At 55.9% G+C, this 26,338-nt stretch carries 20 protein-coding genes and 2 tRNA genes; 13 read left to right on the top strand and 9 right to left on the bottom strand.

What is annotated here, in order from left to right:
• The first annotated feature begins 169 nt into the window (after positions 1 to 169).
• The 3 genes from ABFV38_RS14350 to ABFV38_RS14340 all read left to right on the top strand — a co-directional run bounded on the left by ABFV38_RS14350 (position 170) and on the right by ABFV38_RS14340 (position 3,595).
• A complete protein-coding gene (locus ABFV38_RS14350; RefSeq protein WP_045908599.1) occupies positions 170 to 994 on the top strand; it encodes an SDR family oxidoreductase in 825 nt (274 codons plus the stop codon).
• Between the two features lie 41 nt (positions 995 to 1,035).
• Entirely contained in the window at positions 1,036 to 1,965 is a 930-nt protein-coding gene (locus tag ABFV38_RS14345) for a LysR substrate-binding domain-containing protein (protein WP_063622054.1), read from the top strand.
• Positions 1,966 to 2,236: 271 nt separating this feature from the next.
• Positions 2,237 to 3,595 carry an APC family permease gene (locus tag ABFV38_RS14340; RefSeq protein ID WP_023336236.1) on the top strand — a complete coding sequence of 453 codons (1,359 nt, stop codon included), beginning with the start codon at positions 2,237 to 2,239 and terminating at the stop codon, positions 3,593 to 3,595.
• Positions 3,596 to 3,721: 126 nt separating this feature from the next.
• Here ABFV38_RS14340 and sbcB read toward each other — a convergent pair whose 3' ends face one another.
• Entirely contained in the window at positions 3,722 to 5,149 is a 1,428-nt protein-coding gene (gene sbcB / locus ABFV38_RS14335; protein WP_348959424.1) for an exodeoxyribonuclease I, read from the bottom strand.
• A gap of 207 nt (positions 5,150 to 5,356) precedes the next feature.
• Between sbcB and dacD the strand changes: the two genes are divergently transcribed.
• From dacD to ABFV38_RS14315, 4 genes are all read left to right on the top strand, one after another.
• Entirely contained in the window at positions 5,357 to 6,523 is a 1,167-nt protein-coding gene (dacD, locus tag ABFV38_RS14330) for a serine-type D-Ala-D-Ala carboxypeptidase DacD (RefSeq protein ID WP_348957458.1), read from the top strand.
• A gap of 119 nt (positions 6,524 to 6,642) precedes the next feature.
• Entirely contained in the window at positions 6,643 to 7,116 is a 474-nt protein-coding gene (sbmC, locus tag ABFV38_RS14325) for a DNA gyrase inhibitor SbmC (RefSeq protein WP_348957457.1), read from the top strand.
• Positions 7,117 to 7,208: 92 nt separating this feature from the next.
• Positions 7,209 to 8,267 carry an FUSC family protein gene (locus ABFV38_RS14320; RefSeq protein ID WP_348957456.1) on the top strand — a complete coding sequence of 353 codons (1,059 nt, stop codon included), beginning with the start codon at positions 7,209 to 7,211 and terminating at the stop codon, positions 8,265 to 8,267.
• 158 nt (positions 8,268 to 8,425) lie between these two features.
• The gene (locus ABFV38_RS14315; protein ID WP_008499467.1) at positions 8,426 to 8,761 is read left to right on the top strand and encodes a DUF496 family protein; all 336 of its coding nucleotides are present in this window, start codon (positions 8,426 to 8,428) and stop codon (positions 8,759 to 8,761) included.
• Positions 8,762 to 8,808: 47 nt separating this feature from the next.
• On the opposite strand, the gene ABFV38_RS14310 is transcribed toward ABFV38_RS14315, so the two are convergent.
• Together ABFV38_RS14310 and ABFV38_RS14305 are read right to left on the bottom strand one after the other, a co-directional pair.
• A complete protein-coding gene (locus tag ABFV38_RS14310; protein WP_235404693.1) occupies positions 8,809 to 9,144 on the bottom strand; it encodes a gamma-glutamylcyclotransferase family protein in 336 nt (111 codons plus the stop codon).
• A gap of 53 nt (positions 9,145 to 9,197) precedes the next feature.
• A tRNA-Asn gene (locus ABFV38_RS14305) sits at positions 9,198 to 9,273 on the bottom strand.
• Between the two features lie 161 nt (positions 9,274 to 9,434).
• Between ABFV38_RS14305 and emmdR the strand changes: the two genes are divergently transcribed.
• Together emmdR and ABFV38_RS14295 are read left to right on the top strand one after the other, a co-directional pair.
• Positions 9,435 to 10,889, top strand: a complete 1,455-nt coding sequence (emmdR, locus tag ABFV38_RS14300; RefSeq protein WP_139125340.1) for a multidrug efflux MATE transporter EmmdR — start codon at positions 9,435 to 9,437, stop codon at positions 10,887 to 10,889.
• 103 nt (positions 10,890 to 10,992) lie between these two features.
• Positions 10,993 to 11,068, top strand: a tRNA-Asn gene (locus ABFV38_RS14295).
• A gap of 136 nt (positions 11,069 to 11,204) precedes the next feature.
• Here ABFV38_RS14295 and ABFV38_RS14290 read toward each other — a convergent pair.
• The 3 genes from ABFV38_RS14290 to shiA form a co-directional block, all read right to left on the bottom strand.
• Positions 11,205 to 12,977, bottom strand: coding sequence for an aminopeptidase P family protein (locus ABFV38_RS14290; protein WP_348957455.1), 1,773 nt, complete (start codon positions 12,975 to 12,977; stop codon positions 11,205 to 11,207).
• An 18-nt stretch (positions 12,978 to 12,995) separates the two neighbouring features.
• Complete coding sequence (locus ABFV38_RS14285) at positions 12,996 to 14,450, bottom strand: AMP nucleosidase (protein ID WP_063622048.1); 1,455 nt, start codon at positions 14,448 to 14,450, stop codon at positions 12,996 to 12,998.
• Between the two features lie 73 nt (positions 14,451 to 14,523).
• Positions 14,524 to 15,840, bottom strand: a complete 1,317-nt coding sequence (gene shiA / locus ABFV38_RS14280; protein WP_348957454.1) for a shikimate transporter — start codon at positions 15,838 to 15,840, stop codon at positions 14,524 to 14,526.
• Between the two features lie 256 nt (positions 15,841 to 16,096).
• Between shiA and pagP the strand changes: the two genes are divergently transcribed.
• Entirely contained in the window at positions 16,097 to 16,672 is a 576-nt protein-coding gene (pagP, locus tag ABFV38_RS14275; protein ID WP_348957453.1) for a lipid IV(A) palmitoyltransferase PagP, read from the top strand.
• On the opposite strand, the gene ABFV38_RS14270 is transcribed toward pagP, so the two are convergent.
• From ABFV38_RS14270 to ABFV38_RS14260, 3 genes are read right to left on the bottom strand one after another with little or no spacing between them, the layout of a single operon-like run.
• Positions 16,669 to 17,634: an acyltransferase family protein gene (locus ABFV38_RS14270; protein ID WP_063622046.1), complete on the bottom strand. Its 966-nt coding sequence runs from the start codon at positions 17,632 to 17,634 to the stop codon at positions 16,669 to 16,671. The genes pagP and ABFV38_RS14270 overlap by 4 nt on opposite strands.
• Positions 17,631 to 20,693: an efflux RND transporter permease subunit gene (locus ABFV38_RS14265; protein ID WP_348957452.1), complete on the bottom strand. Its 3,063-nt coding sequence runs from the start codon at positions 20,691 to 20,693 to the stop codon at positions 17,631 to 17,633. Before ABFV38_RS14265 ends, ABFV38_RS14270 begins: the two co-directional genes overlap by 4 nt.
• The gene (locus ABFV38_RS14260; protein ID WP_181575591.1) at positions 20,693 to 21,778 is read right to left on the bottom strand and encodes an efflux RND transporter periplasmic adaptor subunit; all 1,086 of its coding nucleotides are present in this window, start codon (positions 21,776 to 21,778) and stop codon (positions 20,693 to 20,695) included. Before ABFV38_RS14260 ends, ABFV38_RS14265 begins: the two co-directional genes overlap by 1 nt.
• A 396-nt stretch (positions 21,779 to 22,174) precedes the next feature.
• Between ABFV38_RS14260 and ABFV38_RS14255 the strand changes: the two genes are divergently transcribed.
• From ABFV38_RS14255 to ldtA, 3 genes are all read left to right on the top strand, one after another.
• Positions 22,175 to 22,606 (top strand): universal stress protein, encoded by a 432-nt coding sequence (locus ABFV38_RS14255; protein WP_028019628.1) that lies wholly within the window; start codon positions 22,175 to 22,177, stop codon positions 22,604 to 22,606.
• A gap of 47 nt (positions 22,607 to 22,653) precedes the next feature.
• Entirely contained in the window at positions 22,654 to 25,347 is a 2,694-nt protein-coding gene (locus ABFV38_RS14250) for a cation-transporting P-type ATPase (RefSeq protein WP_348957451.1), read from the top strand.
• Positions 25,348 to 25,408: 61 nt separating this feature from the next.
• Positions 25,409 to 26,305: a L,D-transpeptidase gene (gene ldtA, locus ABFV38_RS14245; protein WP_348957450.1), complete on the top strand. Its 897-nt coding sequence runs from the start codon at positions 25,409 to 25,411 to the stop codon at positions 26,303 to 26,305.
• Positions 26,306 to 26,338 lie beyond the last annotated feature (33 nt).

The following is a 26,338-nucleotide window of genomic DNA, read 5'->3' as shown; positions in this document are numbered from 1 at the left end:
TCTCGATGAATGCTTATTCATTTGATGTCTTTTAACCTAAACCAGTTGTACGACATATTGCAAGGGCTTTTTTTGATCATTAATTCATTTCATATTGATGCTATGAATTGTGTGTTCTGCCGGGCTGGCGTAGCCTTATGAAAGACGAGTAAGAGTCAGGAGAATTCGCATGAAAAAGGTCGCGATTGTCGGTTTAGGATGGCTGGGAATGCCGCTGGCGATGTCATTAGCCGCGAAAGGCTGGCAGGTGACCGGGAGTAAGACCACCCGAGATGGGGTCGAAGCGGCGCGCATGTGCGGTATTGATGGCGTTGAACTGCGTCTGGAGCCGGAACTGGTGTGTGATGCGGACGATCTGGACACCCTGATGAACGTCGATGCGCTGGTGATTACGCTACCCGCGCGGCGCAGCGGCCCGGGCGAATCATTTTACCTGCAGGCGATGCAGGAGATTGTCGACAGCGCGCTGGCGCATCATGTTCCGCGCATTATTTTTACCAGCTCGACGTCGGTCTATGGTGAGGTTGAGGGCGTAGTAAAAGAGACTTCCGAGCGCCGTCCCGTTACGGCGAGCGGTCAGGTTCTGAAAGAGCTGGAAGACTGGCTGCATCATCTTCCAGGCACTCAGGTTGATATCGTACGTCTGGCGGGGCTGGTAGGCCCGGGTCGTCATCCTGGACGTTTTTTTGCCGGGAAGTCGGCGCCAGATGGCCAACATGTTGTCAATCTTGTGCATCTTGATGATGTGGTTGGCGCGATTGAGCTACTCTTACAGGCTCCGAAAGGCGGACACATCTATAATATATGTGCACCGTCTCATCCGGCGCGCAGCACGTTTTACCCGCTGATGGCACGTCAGTTGGGCCTGGCTCCGCCGGTCTTTGGTGAGGCAAAGGATGGCAGTAAAGGCAAAATTGTTGATGGCAATCGCATTTGTCATGAGCTGGGGTTTGAGTATCAGTATCCCGATCCGCTGGTGATGCCCATGGAATAAATCCCGCAGCGGAGACCGTCGCACACCGAAAGGGGGCGAGCATGAAACCGCTGCTGGATGTTCTTATTATTCTGGATGCACTGGAAAAAGAGGGGAGCTTTGCCGCTGCGTCGGCAAAGCTCTACAAAACCCCTTCGGCCCTGAGCTATACCGTCCAAAAACTGGAAAGCGACCTCAATATCCAGATCCTCGATCGCTCCGGGCATCGCGCCCGTTTTACCCGCACCGGACAGATGCTGCTGGAAAAAGGCCGTGAAGTCCTCCATACCGTTCGTGAACTCGAAAAACAGGCCGTCAAACTTCACCAGGGATGGGAAAACGAGCTGGTGATTGGCGTGGATGACACTTTCCCGTTTTCTCTCCTGACGCCGCTGATTGAGGCTTTCTATCAACACCACAGCGTGACGCGGCTGATCTTTATCAACGGCGTGCTGGGGGGCTCCTGGGATGCCCTAACCCAGGGCAGGGCGGATATTTTTGTCGGTGCACTCCACGAGCCTCCCCAGTTGAGTGAGTTTGGCTTTGCGCGTCTGGGCGTGCTGGAGCAGGTGTTTGCCGTAGCGCCCCATCATCCGCTGGCTCAGGAAACTGAGCCGCTTAACCGCCGCGTGATTAAAGGCTACCGCGCCATCGTGGTCGGGGACAGCTCTCGCCCGGAATGTGCGGTTTCCTCGCAGCTGCTTGACGAGCAGGAGGCCATCACCGTTTTCGACTTTAAAACCAAGCTGGAGCTGCAAATCAGCGGGCTGGGCTGCGGCTATTTACCCCGCTATCTGGCACAGCGGTACATTGACAGCGGTGCGCTTGTTGAAAAACAGGTACTTGCTCAAAACAGCCATGAATCGGTATGGGTGGGCTGGAATGAGCAAACCGCCGGGCTCGCCAGCGCATGGTGGCGGGACGAAATTTTAGCAAATAGTGCTATCGCTGCTGTATATGCTCAGGGCAGTGCCGAGAAATCAGCCAGTTAGAAAAAAGAAAATTACCCGCTGCGTTGCAAAGTATTGCCTTTTGTATCCGATGTGGGGCAAAATGCGGCCGCTGCAACCAAATGAATAATCGACGATATAAAAGGCGTCGGTTATTTTTTTTTGCATGTACGAAACGAAACTAAAAACCAAGAGGCCGGGCTTCGTACCGGATAGATATTTACTAAAATCCGACAGTTGTTGTCGCTGAGGAAGAAAGAAATGGGGCAATTTTTCGCTTACGTGGCGGTTATCACCGTAAAGGAGATTAACTATGTCGCATAACGCAACTCCAAACACCTCTCGCGTGGAATTACGTAAAACGCTTACGTTGATTCCGGTTGTTATGATGGGCCTGGCCTATATGCAACCGATGACGCTGTTCGATACATTCGGTATCGTATCGGGCCTCACCGACGGTCATGTGGCAACGGCATACGCCTTTGCGCTGGTCGCCATTCTCTTTACTGCGCTGAGCTACGGTAAACTGGTTCGCCGTTTCCCGTCTGCAGGCTCTGCCTACACCTATGCCCAAAAATCCATCAGCCCGGCGGTTGGCTTTATGGTGGGCTGGTCATCTCTGCTGGACTATCTGTTCATGCCGATGATCAACATTCTGCTGGCAAAAATTTACTTCGAAGCGCTGGTGCCTTCTGTTCCATCGTGGATCTTCGTTGTCGCGCTGGTGGCCTTTATGACCATCTCTAACCTGCGCAGCATCAAGACCGTGGCGAACTTCAACACCCTGATTGTTATTCTGCAGATGGGCATTGTGGCGGTTATCGTTGGCCTGATCATCTACGGTGTTTCTCACGGTGAAGGTGCAGGTACGCTGACCAGCACGCGTCCATTCTGGTCTGAAGGTGCGCACGTTGTGCCGATGATTACCGGTGCGACGATTCTGTGCTTCTCGTTCCTGGGCTTTGACGGTATCTCTTCTCTGTCCGAAGAGACCAAAGATGCTGAGCGCGTGATCCCGAAAGCGATCTTCCTGACAGCGCTGATTGGTGGCCTGATCTTTATTGGGGCTTCCTATTTCCTGCAACTGTACTTCCCGGACATCTCTCGCTTTAAAGATCCGGATGCATCACAACCTGAAATCATGCTGTATGTTGCGGGTAAAACCTTCCAGTGGGGCGTGCTGATCTTCTCCAGCGTGACCGTACTGGCGTCCGGCATGGCGGCACACGCAGGTGTTTCTCGTCTGATGTACGTGATGGGCCGTGACGGCGTATTCCCGACCCGTTTCTTCGGTTACGTTCATCCGAAATGGCGTACTCCGGCATGGAACGTGCTGCTGGTTGGCGCTATTGCCCTTCTGGCGATTAAATTCGACCTGGTGACGGCGACCGCGCTGATTAACTTCGGCGCGCTGGTGGCGTTTACCTTCGTTAACCTCTCCGTGATCTCACAGTTCTGGATCCGTGAGAAACGCAACAAAACGCTGAAAGACCACTTCAACTATCTGGTGCTGCCAGTGTGTGGTGCCCTGACCGTGGGCGCGCTGTGGATTAACCTGGAAGAGAGCTCTATGGTTCTGGGTCTGATCTGGGGTGCTATCGGTTTGGTATACCTGGCCTGTGTCACGAAGAGCTTCCGTAACCCGGTTCCGCAGTACGAAGACGTCGCGTAAGACTGTGTCGGGTGGCGGCTACGCCTTACCCGACCTACATACCCCGTAGGCCCGCGTAAGCGCAGCGCCACCGGGCAAAAAAAAGCCGGAGACATCGATCGCCTCCGGTTTTTTTATACCCATCGTTCAAACTATCTCTTGCGCGTACTGGAACAGGGATTTCAGCAGCGCCTGTTTCTCAGCATTCCCTTCATACTGGCCATAAAGCATTTCCAGCTCCTGGGCATAATTGTGCAGATACTCTGGCGTAAACACGTTACGACGGTGCTGCAGCCAGCGTTCCTGCTCTGCTTCATCCAGGGTTCCCGGGTAATTACGCGCGCGGTAATTAAACATCAGCTTTTCGATGCGCTTATCGGCGAAGGTGATATCCAGCGCCGGTAAGTTGCGCGGCTCGGTTTGCAGAACGATATTCATGGCCGCGCGATCGGCATCGCTGAAGAAACCGTTATAGAGTTGGGCGTCCACGTTTTCAGACGACACGAACGGCTCGGCTTCGGCAAAAATGGCCACGACTTTCTCGCGCACCTGCGGATTTTCACGCAGCACTTTGAGATTATCGAGGCAGTGCTGGCGGTTAATGCCGAGTCTGTCCGCATCTTCCGGGCGCAGCGTATTCGCCTGCGCCAGTACCGGACATTTATTGATATGCACCAGCTTGACCGGCACCGCAGGCAGATCGCCGAGTTCATTCTTCGGCGTGTACAGCCTTTCACGCAGGGTATCGCTGTCGAGCTCCAGCAGCGGTGAAATATCGCCCGCCAAATCCACCATGATGACCGCATTACGGTTGTCCGGATGCCACGCCAGCGGCGCGACCCAGCTGGTATTGCCGCGCCAGGCGCCAAACATGCCGGAAATATGCACCAGGGGTTTCATCTGCGGTACGTCGATAAGGGTCATAAGCTTCTGCTTGCTGCGATGGCTCAGCAGATACTCAAACAGCCGGGGCTGTGCGCTTTTCACCAGCTTCGCCATGGCAATGGTGGCATAGACGTCCGCCATCGCGTCGTGGGCATTGCTGTGCTCAATGCCGTTGGCGCGCGTCAGGTGTTCCAGCCGGAAGCTGGTCAGCCCTTCCTCATTTTCCGGCCAGTGAATGCCCTCAGGACGCAGGGCGTAGCAGGCGCGCATGATGTCGAGCAAATCCCAGCGCGAATTGCGGTTCTGCCAGCTCCAGGCATAGGGATCGTAGAAGTTACGATAGAAGATGTTGCGCGTCACTTCGTCATCGAAGCGGATGTTGTTATAACCGACCACGCAGGTATTGGGGACGGTAAACAAGTCGTGGATGCGTCGGGCGAATTCTGCCTCGTTAACGCCTTTTTCCCGCGCTTCCTGAGGGGTGATCCCGGTGACCATGACCGCGCCGGGCTGCGGCAGATAGTCATCCGCAGGCTTGCAGTAAAAGACCTCGGGCTCGCCAATGATGTTGAATTCGTCGTCGGTACGGATGGCGGCAAACTGCGCCGGTCGGTCCAGCGCCGGGTGCGTGCCAAAGGTTTCGTAATCGTGGAACAAAAAAGTCGGGCGAGCGGCAGAGTCAGACACCAGTAATACCATCCTGTTAAAAAATGACGTCACTATGGTAAACGATCGTGCGGGTCAGACCGAATAAAAAGCACCGCCGCGTCGCAAATTTGCGCGCCAGCTTCAGAGAAAAATCTGCGTTCTGTCACATTTTTTTGCAATTAAGCCAGGTAACGACATCAGAACTCCCGTAAAAAGGTCATCGATTTTTAATGACCTGAGGATATACCGTTGAAACGCCGTCTGTTTATTGCTGTTTCTTTACTCGCTTCGAGTGTCTCATCTGCTTTTGCGGCCGAACCACTGGATTTTTCGCCGCAGCCTCCGGCCATTCAGGCTGGCTCCTGGGTGCTGATGGATTACACGACTGGTCAGATTTTAACGGCGGGCAACGAACATCAACAACGTAATCCGGCGAGCCTGACCAAGCTGATGACGGGCTATGTGGTGGATCGGGCCATTGATAGCCACCGCATTACCCCGGATGACATCGTCACCGTAGGACGTGATGCCTGGGCAAAAGGGAACCCGGTGTTTGACGGTTCATCGCTGATGTTCCTGAAAGAGGGCGATCGCGTCTCCGTGCGCGATCTGAGCCGCGGCCTGATTGTCGATTCCGGCAACGACGCCTGCGTGGCGCTGGCCGATCACGTGGCGGGTGGGCAGCCGCAGTTTGTGAAGATGATGAACGACTACGTGCAGAAGCTGAACCTGCGCGATACGCATTTTGAAACCGTCCACGGGCTGGACGCGCCCGGCCAGCACAGCTCGGCGTATGACCTGGCCGTCCTCTCCCGGGCCATCATCCACGGCGAGCCTGAGTTTTATCATATGTACAGCGAAAAGAGCCTGACCTGGAACGGGATCACCCAGCAAAACCGCAACGGCCTGCTGTGGGATAAGACCATGAACGTGGACGGGTTGAAAACGGGGCATACCTCAGGGGCCGGTTTTAACCTGATTGCGTCTGCCGTAGACGGCCAGCGCCGGTTAATCGCGGTGGTGATGGGGGCGGACAGTCCGAAAGGGCGCGAAGACCAGGCCCGGAAACTGCTGCACTGGGGGCAGCAGAATTTCGATACGGTGCAGATCCTGCATAGCGGTAAAAAAGTGGGGACAGAGCGCATCTGGTACAGCGATAAGGAGCAGGTGAAACTGGGCACCGATCAGGACTTCTGGCTGGCCTTGCCGAAAGCAGAGGTTCCCAACATCAAAGCCAAGTACGTGCTGGATAAGAAAGAGCTGGAAGCGCCGATTGCTGCGCATCAGCGGGTCGGGGAGATTCAGCTCTATGACCGCGACAAGGTGGTAGCCCACTGGCCGCTGGTCACGCTGGAAGCCGTTGATAAAGGCGGCCTGTTCTCTCGTCTGAGCGATTATCTGCATCAAACGCTTTAACTGCTGCTGAGCAGACTGGCAGGGTTGCGAGTCTGCTCACATAATAAACACTCCTCGTTTGCTGATAATGATAATCCAGTTTTATAGTGTATAAATATACAGTGATGAGCGGAGGCAGTATGGACTACAGCATTACGCAGCAACAGAAACGTAAGATTGCCGGTTTTCATTTGGTCGGCCCGTGGGAACACACGGTAAAACAGGGCTTTGAACAGCTGGTCATGTGGGTCGACGGGCGTCACATTGAGCCGCTGGAATGGGTGGCGGTCTATTACGATAACCCGGATGAGGTCCCGGTAGAAAAACTGCGCTGTGATACGGCTGTGACGGTACCGGACGATTTTGTTATCCCGGAAAACAGCGAAGGCGTCATGATGACGGAAATCGCGGGAGGGGATTATGCCGTGGCGACGGCGCGCGTGGAAAACTACGACTTCGCCACGCCGTGGTATCAGTTCTTCAATTCCCTGCTGCAGGACAATAAGTACCAGATGGCGCTCAAACCCTGCTTCGAGCGCTATCTCAATGACGGCAATGCGGACGGCTACTGGGATATCGAAATGTATATCGGCGTCGAGCACAAAACGGTTTAAGCCTGCTAAATGAAGGGTTTTTCAGCCGGGACCGTTCCGCCCGGCTGAAAACACAGTACAATTGTGCTTTGCCGTGTAGCTGGAGAGCGGGTGTGCGTCCCGACAAATCATTAACCCCTTTTGAAATTCGGTTGTACAAACACTACCGCGTGGTGCACGGGTGTCGCATCGCGCTGGCGTTCGTGTTGACGTTTGTCCTGGTGCGTTTGCTGGAGGTTCCGGAAGGAACGTGGCCGCTGATCACGCTGGTGGTGGTGATGGGACCCATCTCGTTTTGGGGCAACGTTGTCCCGCGCGCTCTGGAGCGTATTGGCGGGACCGTGTTAGGTTCGGCCCTGGGGCTTATTGCCCTGAAGCTGGAGCTGATCTCGTTCCCGGTCATGCTGGCATGGTGCGGTGCCGCCATGTTCCTGTGCGGCTGGCTGGCGTTGGGTAAAAAACCGTATCAGGCGCTGCTGATCGGTATTACTCTCGCGGTGGTGGTCGGTGCGCCCGCCGGGGATATGACCACGGCGCTGTGGCGAAGCGGGGATGTCATCCTGGGTTCACTGCTGGCGATGCTCTTCACCGGTATCTGGCCGCAGCGCGCTTTTCTGCACTGGCGTATTCAGATGGCCAGCTACGTCACCGCGTTTAACCGCGTCTATCAGGCCGGTTTTTCCCCGAATCTGGTTGAGCGCCCGCGCCTGGAAAAGCACCTGCAGACCATCCTTAACGACGTGGTCAAAATGCGCGGCTTGATCACGCCCGCCAGCAAAGAAACCCGTATTCAGAAATCGATTTTCGAAGCCATCCAGACGGTAAGCCGCAATCTGGTCTGCATGCTTGAACTGCAAATCAACGCACACTGGGCCACGCGACCCAGCCATCTGTTGATGCTTAACGCGCAGACTCTCAAAGAGACCCAGCAGATGACGCAGCAAACGCTGTTGACCATCGCCCATGCGCTCTATGAAGGGAACCCGCAGCCGATACTGGCCAACAGCGAGCGACTGAACGAGATCGTCGCGGAACTGAAGCAGTTAATCAATGAGCGCCAGAGCGATAACGTGGCGGAAACACCTATTCATGGCTACGTCTGGCTGAGCATGGAACTGGCGCGGCAGCTTGAGCTGTTATCGCACCTGATTTGCCGGGCGCTGCGCAAATAAAAGGCGTATGTGACGCCTGCTGCTTCGATTCAGCAGCAATTGGGGTTATGATAGCTTTAAACGATATACTCATTGTCATTCGCGGCCGCTGTCAGTAAGGTTATTGTTACAACGGTTGCTTTAACGAATCCGAATCTCACATTATCAGGGGTGTAAAAATGGAAACTACCAAGCCTTCGTTCCAGGATGTTCTGGAATTCGTCCGCCTGTTCCGCCGCAAAAACAAACTGCAGCGTGAAATCCAGGACGTTGAGAAGAAGATCCGTGACAACCAGAAACGTGTTCTGCTGCTCGACAACCTGAGCGACTACATCAAGCCAGGCATGAGCGTTGAAGCTATTCAGGGCATCATCGCCAGCATGAAGAGCGACTATGAAGACCGTGTTGATGACTACATCATCAAAAATGCTGAGCTGTCCAAAGAGCGTCGTGACATCTCTAAAAAGCTGAAAGTGATGGGCGAAATCAAAAACGGCGAAGCAAAAAGCGAGTAATCACAGCGAATAGTGAAAAAGGCTCTCTGGTGACAGAGAGCCTTTTTTTATGGCTCAGAACGCGGCTGTAGCTGGTAAATCCAGGCTTGAACCTGCTTGCCTTCAGAGGTGGTCACCGTAACCTCAACCCGATCGTAGCCGTCTTCAAACTCATCCAGCATTGACCAGTGTGCGGCAAGGCGATCAGAGATAAACAGATAGCCTTCGACGCGGGGGCCATCGGGGTGGAGTACGATCCCCGGGAAGTCCGCCGCAGCCCCCCAGCCGCGTTCGTAAAACGTACCGGAGACGAAACCGGCAAGCCATTCGCCACCGATGTTTTCAAGAATATGCGCATTTGAGTGGCCCGGGCGCAGCGTGCCGTAGACAAACAGAGCGTTCATTTTCCCTCATCCGCAAAGCAAAAAGCCTGCTTTAAAAGCAGGCTTTTTAAATTTGGCTCCTCTGACTGGACTCGAACCAGTGACATACGGATTAACAGTCCGCCGTTCTACCGACTGAACTACAGAGGAATCGTTGTGGAGGCTTATCTTAGCGGCGAAAAAACTTTTGTCAAACCTGATCTTAGGGAAAATCGATTGATTGCTGATTCTGTCGTCAGTTTGTTGTAAATCCACACATCTTTTTCCGGAAAATACTTTGCAGGATGAGCATTTCTCCCCCATTATTTGAAATGGAGTTTCAACTTTTCTCGCTAAGGTCCATTTTGAACGTCACTGCCTCCTTACGCCAGGCGATCGCGCGCACGCCATGGTATGCAAAACGTAAAAGTTATCGGGTTCTCTTCTGGCGTGAAATCACCCCTCTTGCCGTGCCTATCTTCCTGGAAAATACCTGCGTTCTGCTGATGGGGGTGCTGAGCACCTTCCTGGTGAGCTGGCTGGGAAAAGAGGCGATGGCGGGGGTTGGTCTGGCGGACAGCTTTAACATGGTGGTGATCTCGTTCTTTGCCGCCATTGACCTCGGCACGACGGTGGTGGTGGCCTTTAGCCTCGGCAAGCTGGATCCCAAACGTGCGCGCGAGGCGGCACGCCAGTCCCTGATGATCATGACTGTCTTTTCGGCCGTTCTGGCGGCGGTGATCCACTATTTCGGCAAAGAGATCATCGATTTTGTCGCCGGGGAGGCCACGAACGAGGTTAAAGACCTGGCGCTGACCTATCTGGAGATGACCGTCATCAGCTATCCGGCGGCGGCCATCGCCCTGATTGGCAGCGGCGCGCTGCGCGGGGCTGGGAACACTAAAATTCCGCTGCTGATCAATGGCGGAATGAATATCCTGAATATTATCATCAGCAGCGTGCTGATCTACGGCGTGTTCTCGTGGGACGGGCTGGGCTTCGTCGGTGCAGGACTGGGGCTAACCATTTCACGCTATATCGGTGCGGCGGCGATTATCGGCGTGCTGATGGCGGGGATCACCCCCTCGCTGCGCCTCACGCTGAAGAGCTATTTCCGCCCCTTTAATTTCGCCATTATCTGGGAAGTGATGGGGATCGGCATTCCCGCAAGCATTGAGTCGGTGTTGTTTAACGGCGGGAAATTGCTGACGCAGATGTTTGTCGCCGGGATGGGCACCGACGTGATCGCCGGTAACTTCATCGCCTTTTCCATCGCCTCGCTGATTAACCTGCCGGGTAACGCGCTGGGCTCTGCATCGACCATTATCACCGGGAAACGGCTCGGGAAAGGGCAGATCGGCCAGGCGGAGCGACAGCTGCGCCACGTTTTCTGGCTGTCGACCATTGGACTGACCGTGATTGCCTGGGGAACCGCGCCGTTTGCCGGGCTGATGGCCTCGTTCTATACCCATGAAGACGACGTTAAAGAGGTTGTAAAAGTCCTCATCTGGCTCAATGCGGCTTTTATGCCTATCTGGGCGGCCTCATGGGTACTGCCTGCCGGGCTGAAGGGGGCGCGCGACGCCCGCTTTGCGATGTGGGTGTCGATGCTTGGCATGTGGGGATGTCGCGTCGTGGCGGGGTATACGCTTGGGGTAATGCTTGGATGGGGTGTGATCGGCGTCTGGCTGGGGATGTTCCTGGACTGGGCCGTGCGGGGCGGGCTGTTCTACTGGCGTATGGTCAGTGGGCGCTGGCTGTGGAAATATCCGCGACAAAATGCCTGACAATTGCGCGAAGTGGAGAATAAATCGTCAAACGATCGGAAATATGCATTCTGCCTTTGACATCCCGGGAGCGCATCGATAATATGCGCCCCGTTCACACGATTCCTCTGTAGTTCAGTCGGTAGAACGGCGGACTGTTAATCCGTATGTCACTGGTTCGAGTCCAGTCAGAGGAGCCAAATTTGAAAAGCCTGCTTTTAAAGCAGGCTTTTTGCTTTTCTGCGTCGGATAAAATTGTCGGGTGGCGGCTTCGCCTTACCCGACCTACTGGACTGTAGGCCCGGTAAGCACAGCGCCACCGGGCAACAAACCGCACTACTGTTTGACGCGAACCGGCGCCGTCGCCTCTACCAGCCACGGACGCGCATCGCTGTTCACCAGCGGTGACAGCGCCTCGCGTACCTGCTGGTGATACGCATCCAGCCACTGCTTTTCCTGCTCGCTCAGCAAATGCAGCTCAACCTGGCTTAAGTCGATCGGGATCAGCGTCAGCGAGGCAAACCTGCAGAACCCTGGACGGCTCTCCACAATCTCCACCTGGTTTTCAATACGAATACCGTGGCTATCGCCCAGATAGTATCCCGGTTCAATCGTCATGATATTGCCCGCCACCAGCGGCCACGGGTTGACCTTTTTGGCAATGCGATGCGGGTTCTCATGGATAAGAAGCTGATGACCCACGCCATGCCCCGTGCTGTGATCGTAATCCAGTCCCATCTCCCACAGCGGACGACGCGCAAAGGCATCCAGCTGATGTCCCTGAGTCCCGGAAGGGAACTGCAGGGTAATCAGCGACAGGAAGCCTCTCAGCACGGCGGTGTAGTGCAGGCGCTGCTGCGGATCGACCTTACCCCATGCCAGCGTGCGCGTGGCGTCGGTGGTGCCATTCACGTACTGACCGCCGGAATCGTTAAGGTAAAAATGGTCATGACCGATGGGCTTGTTGCTGGCCTCGCTCGAATGATAGTGGCACATCGCCGCATTGCTCGAAGAGGCGGAGATGGTCGCAAAACTCTGCTCGATGAACCCGGGCTGCTGTTGACGGAACGCCAGCTGCTGCGCCTGGACTTCCAGCTCTGTTAGCGGATTCCCTGCCGCCTCGCGCAGCGGCACTTCACGGCTCAGCCAGGCCAGGAAGTTGACCCAGGCGGCGCCGTCCTGGTGATGACACGCGCGATAACCGGCCAGCTCAACCGGGTTTTTGGTGGCTTTCATCAGGGTGATGGGGTCGGTCCGCCAGACAATCTCTCCCCGGGGTTCGATGGCAAAGCGCAGGGCGACCGGCGCGGAATCGGCATCAACCATCACCCGTTTTCCTGCAGCAATCTGCTGGCAGCGTTCGACAAAGGCGTCCTGCGGCGCAATGGTAAACGCATTGCGCACGTCTTCCGGCAGGGCGCCGAGCTTGCTGTCGTTAACAAACCACTCAACGTGGCCATCACGGCCCAGAAGAGCAAAAGAGAGCGGTACCGGGCTGTAAGGAATATCCGCGCCACGGACGTTTAACAGCCAGGCGATATTATCCGGCAGGGTAACGGCGAGATAATCGGCATTGCTTGCAGCCAGCACGGCGGCGACGCGCTGACGTTTATCAGCGCTGCTTTCACCGCTGTATTCAACCGGCATTTCCCGGATAAGCCCCGCCGGCGCAGCAGGGCGGTCAGTCCATAGGGTGTCAAACGGCGAGGCTTTCAGCGGGACCAGCTCGCAAGACGTGGTAGACAGTTGCTCAAACTCTGAATGGGTCATCAGCAGTGGGTCAAAACCGATGCGCGTCCCGGCCTCAGCGTTTTCCGTCAGCCATTCAGCCAGCGGCTCGTTGTGCAGGTGGCGGATCTCTACCTCATCCGTATTGACCTGAACGCGGGCCTGAACCTGATAGCGCCCGTCAACGAACAGCAGCGCTTTATCCTTCAGTACAAGCGCGACGCCAGCAGAGCCGTCAAAGCCTGTCAGCCAGGCCAGCTTTTCGTCGTAGGGCGCGCAGTATTCGCTCTGCCATGCATCCGCACGCGGGACGATCATCCCGTCGAGATGGCTGGCCTCAAGCCAGTGGCGCAGGGCAGAGAGCGGAGATGTGCTGGACATGATTATTCCTTATCGTTATTAGCGGAACGGCGGCTCGTTGAAGGTGCGCAGCTTGCGAGAATGGAGCCGGTCACCTTCTGCCCGCAGCAGGTCAATGGCGCGAATGCCAATTTGCAGATGTTCGGATATCGCCCCTTCATAGAAACGGTTGGCCTGGCCGGGCAGCTTAATTTCGCCGTGCAGCGGCTTATCGGAGACGCACAGCAGCGTGCCGTACGGGACGCGGAAGCGATACCCCTGCGCGGCGATGGTGGCGCTCTCCATATCAATGGCCACCGCGCGGCTCAGGTTGAACCGCAGCGCGGAGGCGGAGTAACGCAGCTCCCAGTTCCGGTCATCCGTCGTGACGACCGTACCGGTGCGCAGGCGCTGCTTAACTTCTTCACCCGGCATGCCGCTGACCTCTTTGGTGGCGTCATACAGCGCACGCTGCACTTCGGCGATGCTCGGGATTGGGATATCCGGCGGCAGCACCGCATCCAGCACGTGGTCATCACGCAGATAGGCGTGGGCGAGCACGTAGTCGCCAATCAGCTGGCTTTCACGCAGGCCGCCGCAGTGGCCGATCATCAGCCACACGTCCGGACGCAGCACCGCCAGATGGTCGCAGATGGTCTTGGCATTTGACGGGCCCACGCCGATGTTAATCAGCGTAATGCCCTGGCCGTCGGCGGTGATCAGGTGCCAGGCGGGCATCTGATGTTTTTTCCAGGCCAGGTCGGAAATGGCCTGCTCGGGCGCTTCGGTCTCCGCAGTGATCCAGATCCCTCCCGCACAGGAGAGGGCAATATACGGGCTTTCCGGGTCGAGGATCTGGCTGCAGCCCCAGCGGACAAACTCGTCAACGTAGCGGGTGTAGTTGGTAAAGAGGACGAACGGCTGGAAATGTTCGACGGGCGTGCCGGTGTAGTGGCGCAGACGCGCCAGAGAGAAATCGACCCGGCGGGCATCAAAGTGCGACAGGGGAGAAAATTCTGCCGGGTGATAGATCCCATCGGCCGTCTCATCGCCAATCTGCGACAGTTCCGTCGTCGGGAAGTGGCGGGTTAGCCCCGCGCTCATCGAACGGTCGAGGGTTAACGCCGAACCGTCAATCACGTAGGGGTATGGAATTTCATGCTGCGAGGGCTCAACGTGAATGTGCGCGCCGTAATCCTGATACAGCAGCGTAAGTTGTTCTTCGAGGTACGGGCGGAACAGGGCCGGGCGGGTGACGGTGGTGCTGTAGCAGCCGGAGTGGGTAAAACGGGCGTAGGCACGGGTTTTCGGTGTTGTGCTGGCGCTGCCGTCCCAGGTCACAGAGAGCGATGGATAAACAAAAAGGCCCGCGGTTCTGGCCTTTTCGTCGGGAAGTTTCCCTGTTTCGATATATTCGCTGATGGCGCTGCGCAGCGCGTTGACGGACTGTTCATACAGCGCGTCGAGTTTTTCCAGCGCCTGAGCCGGGGTCAGGCTGGAGCCCTTATTATTCATCTCTGTCTCCTTGTTCCACAGGTGTGCGACTCTACCCGATAGTATGTCACACGCCTGTGAAACAAAAGTGAGATCAGCGGTGGCTCGTCTCTTTCATCAATAGCGCCGTTGCCGCCGACAGCAGGCAACCGGCCAGCAGATAAACCGCCACGCTGTGCCAGTTACCGCCGGAGAAGGTCACCAGCGCGGCGGCAATAAACGGTGTAAACCCGCCGCCGACCACGCTTGCGACCTGGTAGCCCACGCCCGCGCCGCTGTAGCGGTAGCTGGCGCCGAACAGTTCGGTAAACATCGGCTGCTGCACGCAGACCACCATATCGTGAGCGATGTTCGCGAGCATGATGGCAAAGAAGACAATCCAGAAGATCGACTGCGCCTCCAGCGCCATAAAGAATGGCCAGGCGCTGAGGCTTCCAATCAGCGCGCCGGTGATGTAGACGCGACGGCGGCCAAACCGGTCCGCCAGCCAGGCGAAGCAGGGTATTGTCAGACAGCTGATCCCGCCGACCAGCAGGCCGATATTCAGGAACAATTCACGGGGCAGGCCGAGATTCTGCGTTGAGTAGTTCAGCGCAAAGGCGGTGACGATATACATCGTCAGCAGCTCGCACAGGCGCAGGGCGATAATTTTCAGAAAAGCGCCAGGGTGCCGAATCAGGGCTTCCATCACCGGCAGCCGCTTTTTAACGGCTGGTTTTTCCTGCTGCTGCTGTTCGAATTCAGCGGACTCCTCCATGCCGTTACGGATCCACAGTGCGGCAATCACCAGCACGATGCTGAAGATGAACGGAATGCGCCAGCCCCAGCTCAGGAACTGCTCGTCGGTGGTGAGCTGGCTGATTAACGACACCAGCCCTGTAGAAAGCAACAGCCCTACGCCGTACCCGACCTGCACGCCGCTGCTGTAAAACGCTTTCTTATTTTTTGGCGCGCTCTCAACGGATAGCAGCGCCGCGCCGCCCCATTCGCCGCCCACGGCGAAGCCCTGAATGGCGCGTAATGTCACCAGCAATACCGGGGCCCACCAGCCAATGGCGGAAAACGACGGGAGAATGCCAATCAGCGCGGTGGCGATCCCCATCATCCAGACGGTGAGCATCAGCATGCGCTTGCGGCCCAGGCGGTCGCCGAAGTGGCCGAAGATCACCCCGCCCAGCGGGCGAAACAGAAAGCCGACGCCGAAGGTGGCAAACGCGGCGAGCGTACCCATCGCAGGGCTGATCTGGGGGAAGAATTCACGGTTAAACACCAGCGCGGCGGTAATGCCGTAAAGCAGAAAATCATACCAGTCGACGACGGCACCCGCGAAGCTGCCGAGTGCGGCGCGGCGGGCGCGATTGAGCGAAGGTGTCTCCTCGTTGGGACGATCGGAGATGAGGGTGGAGCCCATAGTTGTCCTGTCCGTACTGATTTTTTAATTATTGGTATAAGAAAAGGTCACTCACATTGCGCCCGTCATATAAACGGAACCTATGAGACTACCGCGACAAAACGCCTGAGAAAACGTTTTTATCTTTCCGGAAGGTGCTGAATAAATAAATTTCATCCACACCTGCGGCGAGATAATTGCCTCTTCTGGCTTCGTTAAGTGCTGAATGGTTTACAGTAATAGTGACCGCCGCGTGAGTTAAGCTGAGGGAATAACGATGCAACGCACCTTTTCGGCATTCTGGATGATTCTGTTTTTATTCGTCGCACCGCTTCAGGCGGAGCCCAACGTCTATGGCGAGCAACGCATCATCGGCTGGTGGGATGCGTTGACGGAAGACATTTCGCAAACCTGGGCGCAGCCTCAGCGTTACGATCTGTACCTGCCGTTTCTGAGCTGGCACGCTCGCTTTATGTACGACAAAGACAAAACCGACAAGTACAACGAAATGCCGTGGGGAGGTGGGCTGGGCGTTTCCCGCTATAACGAAGAGGGTCACTGGAGCGCGCTTTTCGCGATGATGTTTAAGGACTCGCACAACGAATGGCAGCCCGCGATGGGCTATGGCTGGGAGAAGGGCTGGTATCTGGATAATGCCAGAGATTTCCGCCTTGGGCTCGGTGCCGCCGCGGGCATCACGGCGCGCGATGATTTTGCGAACTATGTCCCGCTACCGTTCATCTTCCCGCTTTTTTCGGCCAGCTATCAGCGCGTTACCGTCCAGTTCACCTATATTCCCGGGACTTATAACAACGGCAACGTGCTCTTTGCCTGGCTGCGCTTAGGCTTTTAAAGGGTGATCACCTTTTTTGCCACTGCGTTAGACAATACCAGCATGGAGAAGAGAACAGAGGTGACGAACGTAAGCACAATCAACGCCAGCTTCATACCGAGCGACGTCACCGGTATCAGCGCCGTCAGCAGATGAAACACCGAGTAGTGCACAATATATACGCCAGTCATCGTTTTGCTGATGGCGGCCAGTATGGACTCCTTAAACTCAGCATTGCGGCGAAAGCGCACGCCGTTCGCCGCAATCACCAGGGCAATAATCAGGATGTAGATCTGCGAGCCGGTGAGGATAAAGGCGTTTCTGTCGGCCTTAAACAGGGCAAAAAAGAAGTGGCGCTCGTAAAACCAGGTGAAGAGATAGATAAACGGGATGGCGATAACCGCCGCCCGGACTACATTTTTGCGGCTTATCCACTCGGCGATTTTAGGATCGCAGAAGAGTTGCCCCGTCAGATAAAACAGCAGCCACGTCCACAGCCGATACTGCGGTGAGAGAGAAAGGGCGTGCGTTTCAGGATAAAGCGCCGATAACAGATCGTATCCGTAGGAAAAGAACAGCAGGGCAGCAATCGCGCCGCAGAACAGCGATCTCCGCTGGCTAAGCCACTCTACCGCCGGGTGGAAGGTGTAAATCACGACAAAGGCGAACACGAACCAGGGCTGGATTAAATACCCTCGCTGATAAGGCTCCCACAGGTAGTAGATCGTTATCCAGAACAGAAAAACAATCACAAGACTTTTAATTTTACCCAGCTGCCAGCGCGTGCCGTGCCGGGATTGTCCGTCGAGATAGCCCGACACCACAAAAAACAGCGGTGTAGCGATCGTCGAGATAAAGGTTAAAAACCCCAGGATCCAGTGATAGTCATAATCATAATGATCCCAGGTATTGTAGATGGTGAAGAAGGTCACCGCCGTCATACAGCCCAGCGTCTTGATAATGTTCAGCCCTGTCGCATTCATTGTTGTTTGGCTTCGTCCTTACGATGGAAACACGCATAGATCACGGGGAGGACCAGTAGCGTCAGGATTGTAGCAAACCCCAGTCCAAACATAATCACAACGGCCATGCTCTGGAAGAAAACATCCAGCAGCAGCGGAGCCAGGCCAAGTACGGTCGTGAACGCGGTGAGCAGGATAGGGCGCAGGCGCGAGGTGGCGGCATAAACGATCGCGCTGTGCTGATCCTTTTGCGTTTTCTGCTGTTCGATCTCTTCCACCAGCACGATGCCGTTGCGGATGAGCATTCCGCTCAGGCTCAGCAGACCAATCAGCGCCATAAAGCCAAAGGGAATGCCGGTAATTAAAAATCCTGGTGTGACGCCAATCAACGCCAGCGGTACGGTCAGCCAGATTGCGACGGCATTTTTTACCGAGCTGAACATCAGCACCGTAATGACAAACATCACCAGATACCCGAGAGGCAGCGTTGTGAACAGCCCTTGCTGCGCTTCACTGGAGTTTTCCGCATCGCCCCCCCACTCGATGCTGTAACCGTGTGGCAGGGGAAGGGCATCTACCTGCGGCTTCACGCGGGCGAGAATATCGCCGGAGGTTTGCTGGGTCAGCGGGTCCGGGTCCGTCTGAACCGTCAGTACCCGCGAGCGGTCGCGTCGAAGAATGAGCGGATCTTCCCACTCCAGAGAGAAGCGACTGACGACGTTACTCAGCGGGATATACTGCTGCCGCGCCTGGCTCCATACCAGCACGTTGTTCAGGTGGCTGGCATCCAGCCTTTCGCTTTCCGGGGGCCTCACCACCACGGGCAGCAGGTCGCTGCCTTCCCGATACAACCCCGCCCGGCTGCCGGAGAAATTCATCTCCAGCGCGTTGTCGACATCCTGTTTATCCACGCCAAGCTCGCGTCCCAGCGCGGCGACGTACTGCGGGCGGATCACTTTGCTGCGGTTTTGCCAGTCGTTTCGGACGCTCCCCGTAGCCGGATCGCGCGCCAGAATATCGTCCACCTGGCTGGCAATGAGACGCAGCCTGTCAGGATCCGGGCCTTTAATGCGCACTTCAATGGCGCTGTCGCCGGAAGGGCCAAACATCACCCGTTTCGTGCTGGCGTTCACCTGCGGGTAGTTTCGCGCGATGTACTCGTCAACGTGGCGGGTCAAGGGGGAAATGTTACGCTGGTCATCCATGCGCACCATGATCTGCGCATAGTTGCTGTACTGCCGCTGTCCGCTGTAGGTCAGAATAAACCGCATGCTCCCCTGACCGATGGTGGAGACGGTGGTTTCCACGCCGGGCTGGCCCTTGATGGTTTTCTCAATATCACCGGTCATTTTCTCGGTCCATTTGATATCGGTCCCGTAGGGTAACCACAGGTCGACAAAGAAAATCGGCGTATTGGACGACGGGAAAAAGTTTTGCCGCACCGCGCCAAACCCCCAGACAGACGCGGCCAGCAGGGCCGCCATCACTACCAGCGTCGGTGCCTTATGGTGCAGCAGCGTGTTAAGCAGGCGCTGATAGAGGCGGTAGAGACGTTTGTCGTAAGGATCTGACTCGTCAGTGGTCTCCGGCGCGCTGTCGTTTTTAAACAACCACCACTTAATCATCACCGGGGTGAGGGTGAGCGCCGAGAACCAGCTCAGCATCAGGGAAATCAGCAGCACCTGGAAGAGGGATTTACAGTATTCCCCGGTGGAATCCTGCGACAGCCCGATAGGCGCAAACGCAAGGATAGCGATCACCGTCGCCCCCAGCAGCGGCAGGGCGGAGCGACGGATGATAGTGTTAACGGCGGTCAACAGCGGGGAGCCCTGCTGTCGGGCAATCAACACCCCTTCGACAATGACGATGGCGTTATCCACCAGCATGCTGAGGGCGATAATCAGCGCCCCAAGCGAGATGCGCTGTAGCTCAATGCCCCAGAGATACATAATCAGCAGCGTGCCCAGCACGTTAAGCGCGAGGGAAAACGCGATGATGATCCCGCTGCGTACGCCCATAAAGATCAGCAGCACGCCGATGACAATCGCCAGCGCCATCAGGAAGTTAATAATAAAACCGTTAACAGAGTGGCCCACTTCGGCTGCCTGATCGTAAAACAGGTCTATCTGTATGCCTGCCGGTTTTTCCGCCGACATCTGGTTTAGCTTCGCCTCCAGCGCGTAGCCCACGTCGATCACGTTCACACCGGGAATAAACGAGACGCCCATGGTGACGGCTTTTTTGCCGTTGGCATGGTAGATACTGGCTGGCGATTCGTTCAGCCCGCGCGACAGCGTGGCGATATCCCGCAGACGCGTCGCCGCCCCGGTGCCGGAAGGCGTGATGATGAGATCCGCCAGTTCATCCAGATTCTCGAACTCACCGGTCGGGTGCAGACGAATGGATTCGCTGCCGGAGGTGATTTCTCCGGCGCTGGAAACGACGTTAAGCCTGCTGAGCAGGGCGGAAAGCTGGTTCAGCGTAATGCCGCGCGCGGCCATTTTGGTCAGGGAAATATCGATATTGACCTGTTGGCTAATCGCTCCGCCGATGGCAACCTTCGCGACTCCGGGGACCAGAATCAACTCGCGGCGCAGCTGCTCCGCGTATCTCACCAGTTCAGGATTACTGAATTCATCCCCGGAAATGGCGAAGAAGAAGCCGAACACGTCGCCGAAATCGTCATTCACAAAGGGCGTGACGACGCCAGGCGGGAACTGACGCGAGGCGTCGCCCACGCGGCGGCGCAGTTCATCCCAAATCTGCGGCAGTTCGTTTGAGTGATAGCGTGACGCGATGTTAACGGTGATTTGCGACAAACCGTTTGAAGAGATGGAGCTCACGTTGTCCAGATAAGGCAGCTGCTGAAGGGCATTCTCCAGCGGCAGCGTCACCTCTTCTTCGACCTGCTGAGCGGATGCGCCGGGGTAGTGGGTGACAACCACTGCGGTTTTGATGGTAAAGGCGGGATCTTCCAGCCTGCCGATATTCAACAGCGCGAAAATACCCCCGATGCCCAGCAGCAGAATCGTTAGCCAGACGCGAACAGGGTTATTAATAAATTGACGAGAGATATCCATTACAGTCCCCGTTCACGCGTCCAGATACGCACCGGCTGGTTAGCATGCAGCTCCCCAACGCCTGCGGCTACCACGCGCTCGCCCGCCTTAAGCCCGCTGGTGATCACCACGCCTTCGGTAATCACTTGCCCCACGCTGACCTTGCGGTCTTCAAGATGGAGCGTGTCGCCTTCTCCTGCCACAACCCAGACGTGCGGCTCATTGCGCGGGCTGTTGTCCGGGTTAAAGACTGCCTCAACCGGTACGACCAGCGCCTGAGTGCCCGCGCCAGCCGGGAGGTTAGTTAAATTAATGGTAACCGTACCGCTTACGCCACCGACGGCGGGAAAATCATCTGGCCGCGGCATGGTCAGTATTACCTGCCAGGTCAGGGTATTACTGTCGCTGCTGCCCGAGTGTTCTTTATAAACGGCGGTAAATTCCCGATCCGGAATGGCGTTAATTCTCACTACCGGGCGATACTGCGCGTTGCGAATATCAAAGGTCTTAAACAGGTTTTCAGGGATGCTGAACACCACGTCCAGCAGATCGGTGCGGGTTAACGTCGCGATGGGCTGACCGGCAGACACCACCTGATGATTTCGGACATGTACGCTGGCCGCCGTCCCGCTGAAGGGGGCGACAAGCGTCATTTGATTCAACTCTTCTCGGGCGATCTGTAGCGCTGCATTCGCAGAATCGCGGTTCGCACGCTGCACGTCCATTTCGGCTTTCGAAATCGCCTGGCGGCCCGCCAGCGTCTGGAAGCGATCGAATTGCCTCTGGGCCAGCGTCGCCGCCGTTTGTCTGTCATTAACCCGCTGCTGGGCTTCACGGGCATTCAATCTTGCAAGTTGTTGACCCTGCTTGATGACTGCGCCCTGACGCACATCGAGCGCTTCAATTTGACCTGCGCGCTTGAAGGAAAGGTCTGTGGCATCGCCCGATTCAATGCGGGCGGGAAAAACGCGCTGCTGGGCGTTACCGGGAACCGTCACCTCCGCAACTTTTACCATCCTGGGCAGGGGGGAGACGTCTTTGGGTTTCGGGTCGCACGCTGTGAGCGTTAACAAAACGAACGGTAAAAGAGAGAGGTAGCGGTTCACTGTATTCCCCTAATAAATAACTGTTTTATTTATTCCATAACCTGGACAGGGGTGACACTATTCTGCCAGAACAGTGACGACCATATAGGTAAATAAACCAATCGCCGTGCTGGCGATAATGGCAAGCGCAATAAACATACCCAGTCGGATCAGGCTTATACCATACATACATTCCTCCGTGAGCCGGAAGCGGTGGCTAACTATGAGCATAGTCGGCGAAAAGATAAATGTTAAATAACCATTAGCACTGGGGAAGCGCTAAACCTGATATTCCTGTGCTACGTTTAATATTATTCATCTCTTTTTACCGTAACTGGCATTAAGGGCAACCCCCTGCATTTAATGCGTTTTTATGCTTCATTCACTCTCATGTTGGTTATAAAAAGGATGCTCGATATGTATAAAAACATTCTCGTTCCGGTGGACGTCTACGAGACAAGCCTGGCGGATAAAGCGTTGCAACATGCACAGTTTCTGGCGCAAAGCGCATCAGGTGACATTCATTTGCTGCACGTCATGCCCAAATTTTCAGCCGAACTGACGCGCGGTTTTATTTCAGATGCGCGCAAGATGGATGAATATATGATTAATAATTCGAAAGAAAAACTGTCTGACCTGGTCAAAAAATTGAATCTGCCAGAAGAGCGGGTTCATCTCCATGTTCGTAGCGGAAATGTTCGTGATGAGGTTATTAAGCTGGCGGATGAACTTGCTGCTGGCGCGATTATTGTCGGCTCTCGAAATCCAAATATTCAAACCCATTTGTTAGGATCGGAGGCGGCAAGTATTGTCCGTTACGCCCATGTTCCTGTTTTCGTTATTCGTTAATTACATGAAAGCAAGGTGATTTCTGAATAGAACCTGAGGAAGGAACGATGAAAACAGGAAAATCTGAACGTCCATATTATCAACAAACCGTTGACGAAACCCTGTCGAATATCCACTCCACTCTGGAAGGACTTAGCGGCACTGAGGCATCAGCCCGACTTCAGCAGCATGGTGAGAATGCTTTGCCGCAAAAAAAGGGCAAACCCGCCTGGCTGCGCTTCCTGGCGCATTTTAACGATGTATTGATTTACGTTCTGCTGGTGGCCGCGTTGCTTAAGCTCTTTATGGGCCACTGGGTAGACATGTTCGTGATCCTGGGGGTTGCCATCATTAACGCGCTGATTGGCCATATCCAGGAGAGCAATGCTGAAAAATCGTTGCAGAGTATTCGCAATATGCTCTCCAGCGAAGCCGTGGTGGTACGACAGGGGAATCATGAAACGATCCCCACCACGTCGCTGGTCCCGGGTGATATCGTGGTGATCCGCGCCGGGGATCGTATTCCTGCGGACCTGCGTGTGATTGAAGCGCATAACCTTCGCGTGGAGGAGGCCATCCTGACCGGCGAATCCACCGTTGTTGAAAAAAACAGCGATGCGTTAAGCGGGGAACTGCCTTTAGGTGACCGGTATAATCTGCTTTACTCAGGCACCACCGTCAGCTCCGGCGGCGGTAAAGGCGTGGTGGTGGCAACCGGGGGCGAGACCGAGCTTGGCCACATCAATCAGATGATGTCCGACATTGAAAAGCACCGTACGCCGCTGATGGTGCAGATGGATAAGCTCGGTAAAACCATCTTCATTACTATCCTGGTCATGATGGTGGCGCTGTTTGTTTTCAGCCTCTTGTTCCGGGATATGCCGGTTTCTGAACTGGTGCTGTCGCTTATCAGCCTCGCCGTTGCCGCCGTGCCGGAAGGCCTGCCGGCCATCATTTCCATCATCCTTTCGCTTGGCGTACAGGCCATGGCGCGTCGCAAGGCCATCATTCGTAAGTTGCCCACGGTGGAAACCCTGGGCGCAATGACGGTCATCTGCTCGGATAAAACCGGCACCCTGACGATGAATGAAATGACGGTCAAAGCGGTGATTACCGCTGAGACGACCTATCGCGTGGAGGGCGACAGCTACGAACCGGTGGGGAATATTCACCCCGTAGATGACCCGACGCCCGTCAGCGTGACGCAGGGTTCCCTGCTGGAACGCTACCTGCGCACCATTGACCTCTGTAATGACAGCCAGCTGATCAAAGACGAGCAGGGGCTGTGGAAAATCACCGGGGGGCCGACCGAGGGCGCCCTGAAGGTGCTGGCGGCGAAAATCCCGCTCCCAGCGCTTGATACGGAAATGCGCAGTAAAATCCCGTTTGATTCGCAGTATAAATACATGTCCACGCTGTACCGGCTGGGTGAAGAAGAGGTGATTTTAATCACTGGCGCGCCGGACGTCCTGTTCCGCCTCTGTCAGTACCAGCAGACGAATGACGGACTGCAGCCGTTCGATCAACCTTACTGGGAAGGCAAGATCGAAGAGTATGCCCGGGAAGGGTTGCGTATGGTGGCTGCGGCCTGGAAACCTGCCCGCGAGGGACAGCGCGAGCTGGATCACCCGGACCTGCGTGATGGCGTGATCCTGCTGGGTATTGCGGGAATGATGGATCCGCCGCGTCCGGAGGCCATTACCGCGATTGCCGACTGTCTGCAGGCCGGGATTCGCGTGAAAATGATCACCGGCGACCACCCGCAAACGGCCATGAGCATTGGGCAAATGCTGGGGATTGGTAACGCTGCAAGCGCGATCACCGGACGCGAGCTGGAGGCGATGGACGACCGTCAGCTGAGCGACGCCGCGCAGCAGTACGATATTTTCGCCCGAACCAGCCCGGAGGATAAATTCCGCCTCGTGCAGGCCCTGCAAAGTAAACAGGAAGTGGTGGGCATGACCGGGGATGGCGTAAATGATGCCCCGGCGCTCAAGCGGGCGGATGTGGGTATCGCCATGGGGATTAAGGGGACAGAGGTCACCAAGGAAGCCGCCGACATGGTGTTAACGGATGACAACTTTGCCACCATTGCCAGTGCGGTGCACGAGGGGCGTCGTGTTTACGATAACCTGAAAAAAACGATTCTCTTCGTTATCCCGAGCAACATTGCGCAGGCCCTGCTAATCATCATCGCGCTGCTGGCGGGGAACCTGATCCCGCTGACGCCGGTCCTGATCCTGTGGATGAACATGGCGACGTCGGCAACGCTGTCGTTTGGCCTGGCGTTTGAAGCGGGTGAGAAGGACATCATGAACCGGCCACCGCGTAAGGCGAATCTGCATGTGATGGACGGCTATGCCATCTGGCGCGTGGTGTTTGTTGGTCTGATGATTGCCATCAGCGCTTTCGTGTTGGAAGCCTGGCTACAGCCGCGCGGTTACTCGGCGGAATTTATCCGCACCGTGCTGCTGCAAACTCTGGTGACCGCGCAGTGGTTTTACATGCTTAACTGCCGCGTTAATGACGGCTTCTCGCTGAGCAAAGGCCTGCTGGCGAATAAAGGGATTTGGATCGTGAGCGGTGTACTGCTGGCGCTACAACTCCTTATCATTTACGCGCCGTTCATGCAGATGCTGTTTGGCACCGAAGCGCTGCCGTTCCGCTACTGGGTCATCACCTTCCTGATTGGTTTTGTGATGTTCCTTATTGTCGAGGCGGAAAAAGTGCTGACGCGCAGATGGCGCAAAACCGAGGCGTAATAGCGTAAACTGAGAAAGCCTGCCTGAGTCGAGGCTTTCTCTTTTTTGAGCACAGGAAATTATGATGCGATTTACCTGGTTCGTCCTTACGCTGTGTGCCGCTGTACCCGGCGCGTTTGCCGTAACCTATACCTTACCGCCGGAAGGCAGTCGTCTGGTGGGAGCCCCGATTATCATCACCGTTCCCGAGCGCAATACGTTACCGCTTGAGGCCTTTGCCGCGCAGTACGGGCAGGGGCTAAGCAATATGCTGGAAGCGAACCCGGGGGTGGATCCTTTCTTGCCCAAATCCGGCACCCGGCTGGTGATTCCCCAGCAGCTGATTTTGCCCGACACCGTCCGCGAGGGGATTGTTGTTAACGTGGCGGAAATGCGTCTCTACTATTATCCACCGGGCAGCAATACCGTTGAAGTGCTGCCCATCGGCATCGGTCAGGCCGGGCGCGAAACCCCGCGTAACTGGGTAACGTCGGTTGAACGTAAGCAGGTGGGACCAACCTGGTCTCCGACGCCGAATACGCGCCGTGCCTATGCGGCAGAGGGAAAAACGCTGCCTGCCTTCGTGCCCGCCGGACCGGATAACCCGATGGGGCTGTATGCGATCTATATTGGCAGGCTGTATGCCATACACGGCACAAACTCGAATTTCGGCATCGGACTGCGGGTGAGCCAGGGCTGTATTCGTCTGCGCAATAACGACATCAAATACCTTTTCGATAATGTCCCCGTTGGAACCCGCGTACAGCTTATCGATCGGCCCGTTAAAGTCACCACGGAACCGGACGGCAGCCGCTGGGTGGAGGTTCACGAGCCATTATCACGTAACCGTGCGGAGTTTGAATCGACCCGAAAAGTGCCTCTGCCAATGTCAGCCGCGCAGCGGACGCAGTTGATAAACGAGGGGGCGGGAGCCGAACTGGAACGGCGGTCAGGGATGCCGGTGAAGCTTGCTTATTGAGGCTGTGTTGCCCGGTGGCGCTGCGCTTACTGG

The sequence above is a fragment of the Enterobacter cloacae complex sp. Mu1197 genome (assembly GCF_040059225.1).
In the GTDB taxonomy this organism is placed as follows: domain Bacteria; phylum Pseudomonadota; class Gammaproteobacteria; order Enterobacterales; family Enterobacteriaceae; genus Enterobacter; species Enterobacter quasiroggenkampii.
Note: the sequence above shows the minus strand (reverse complement) of the source record. Positions and strands in the feature narration are given on the sequence as shown.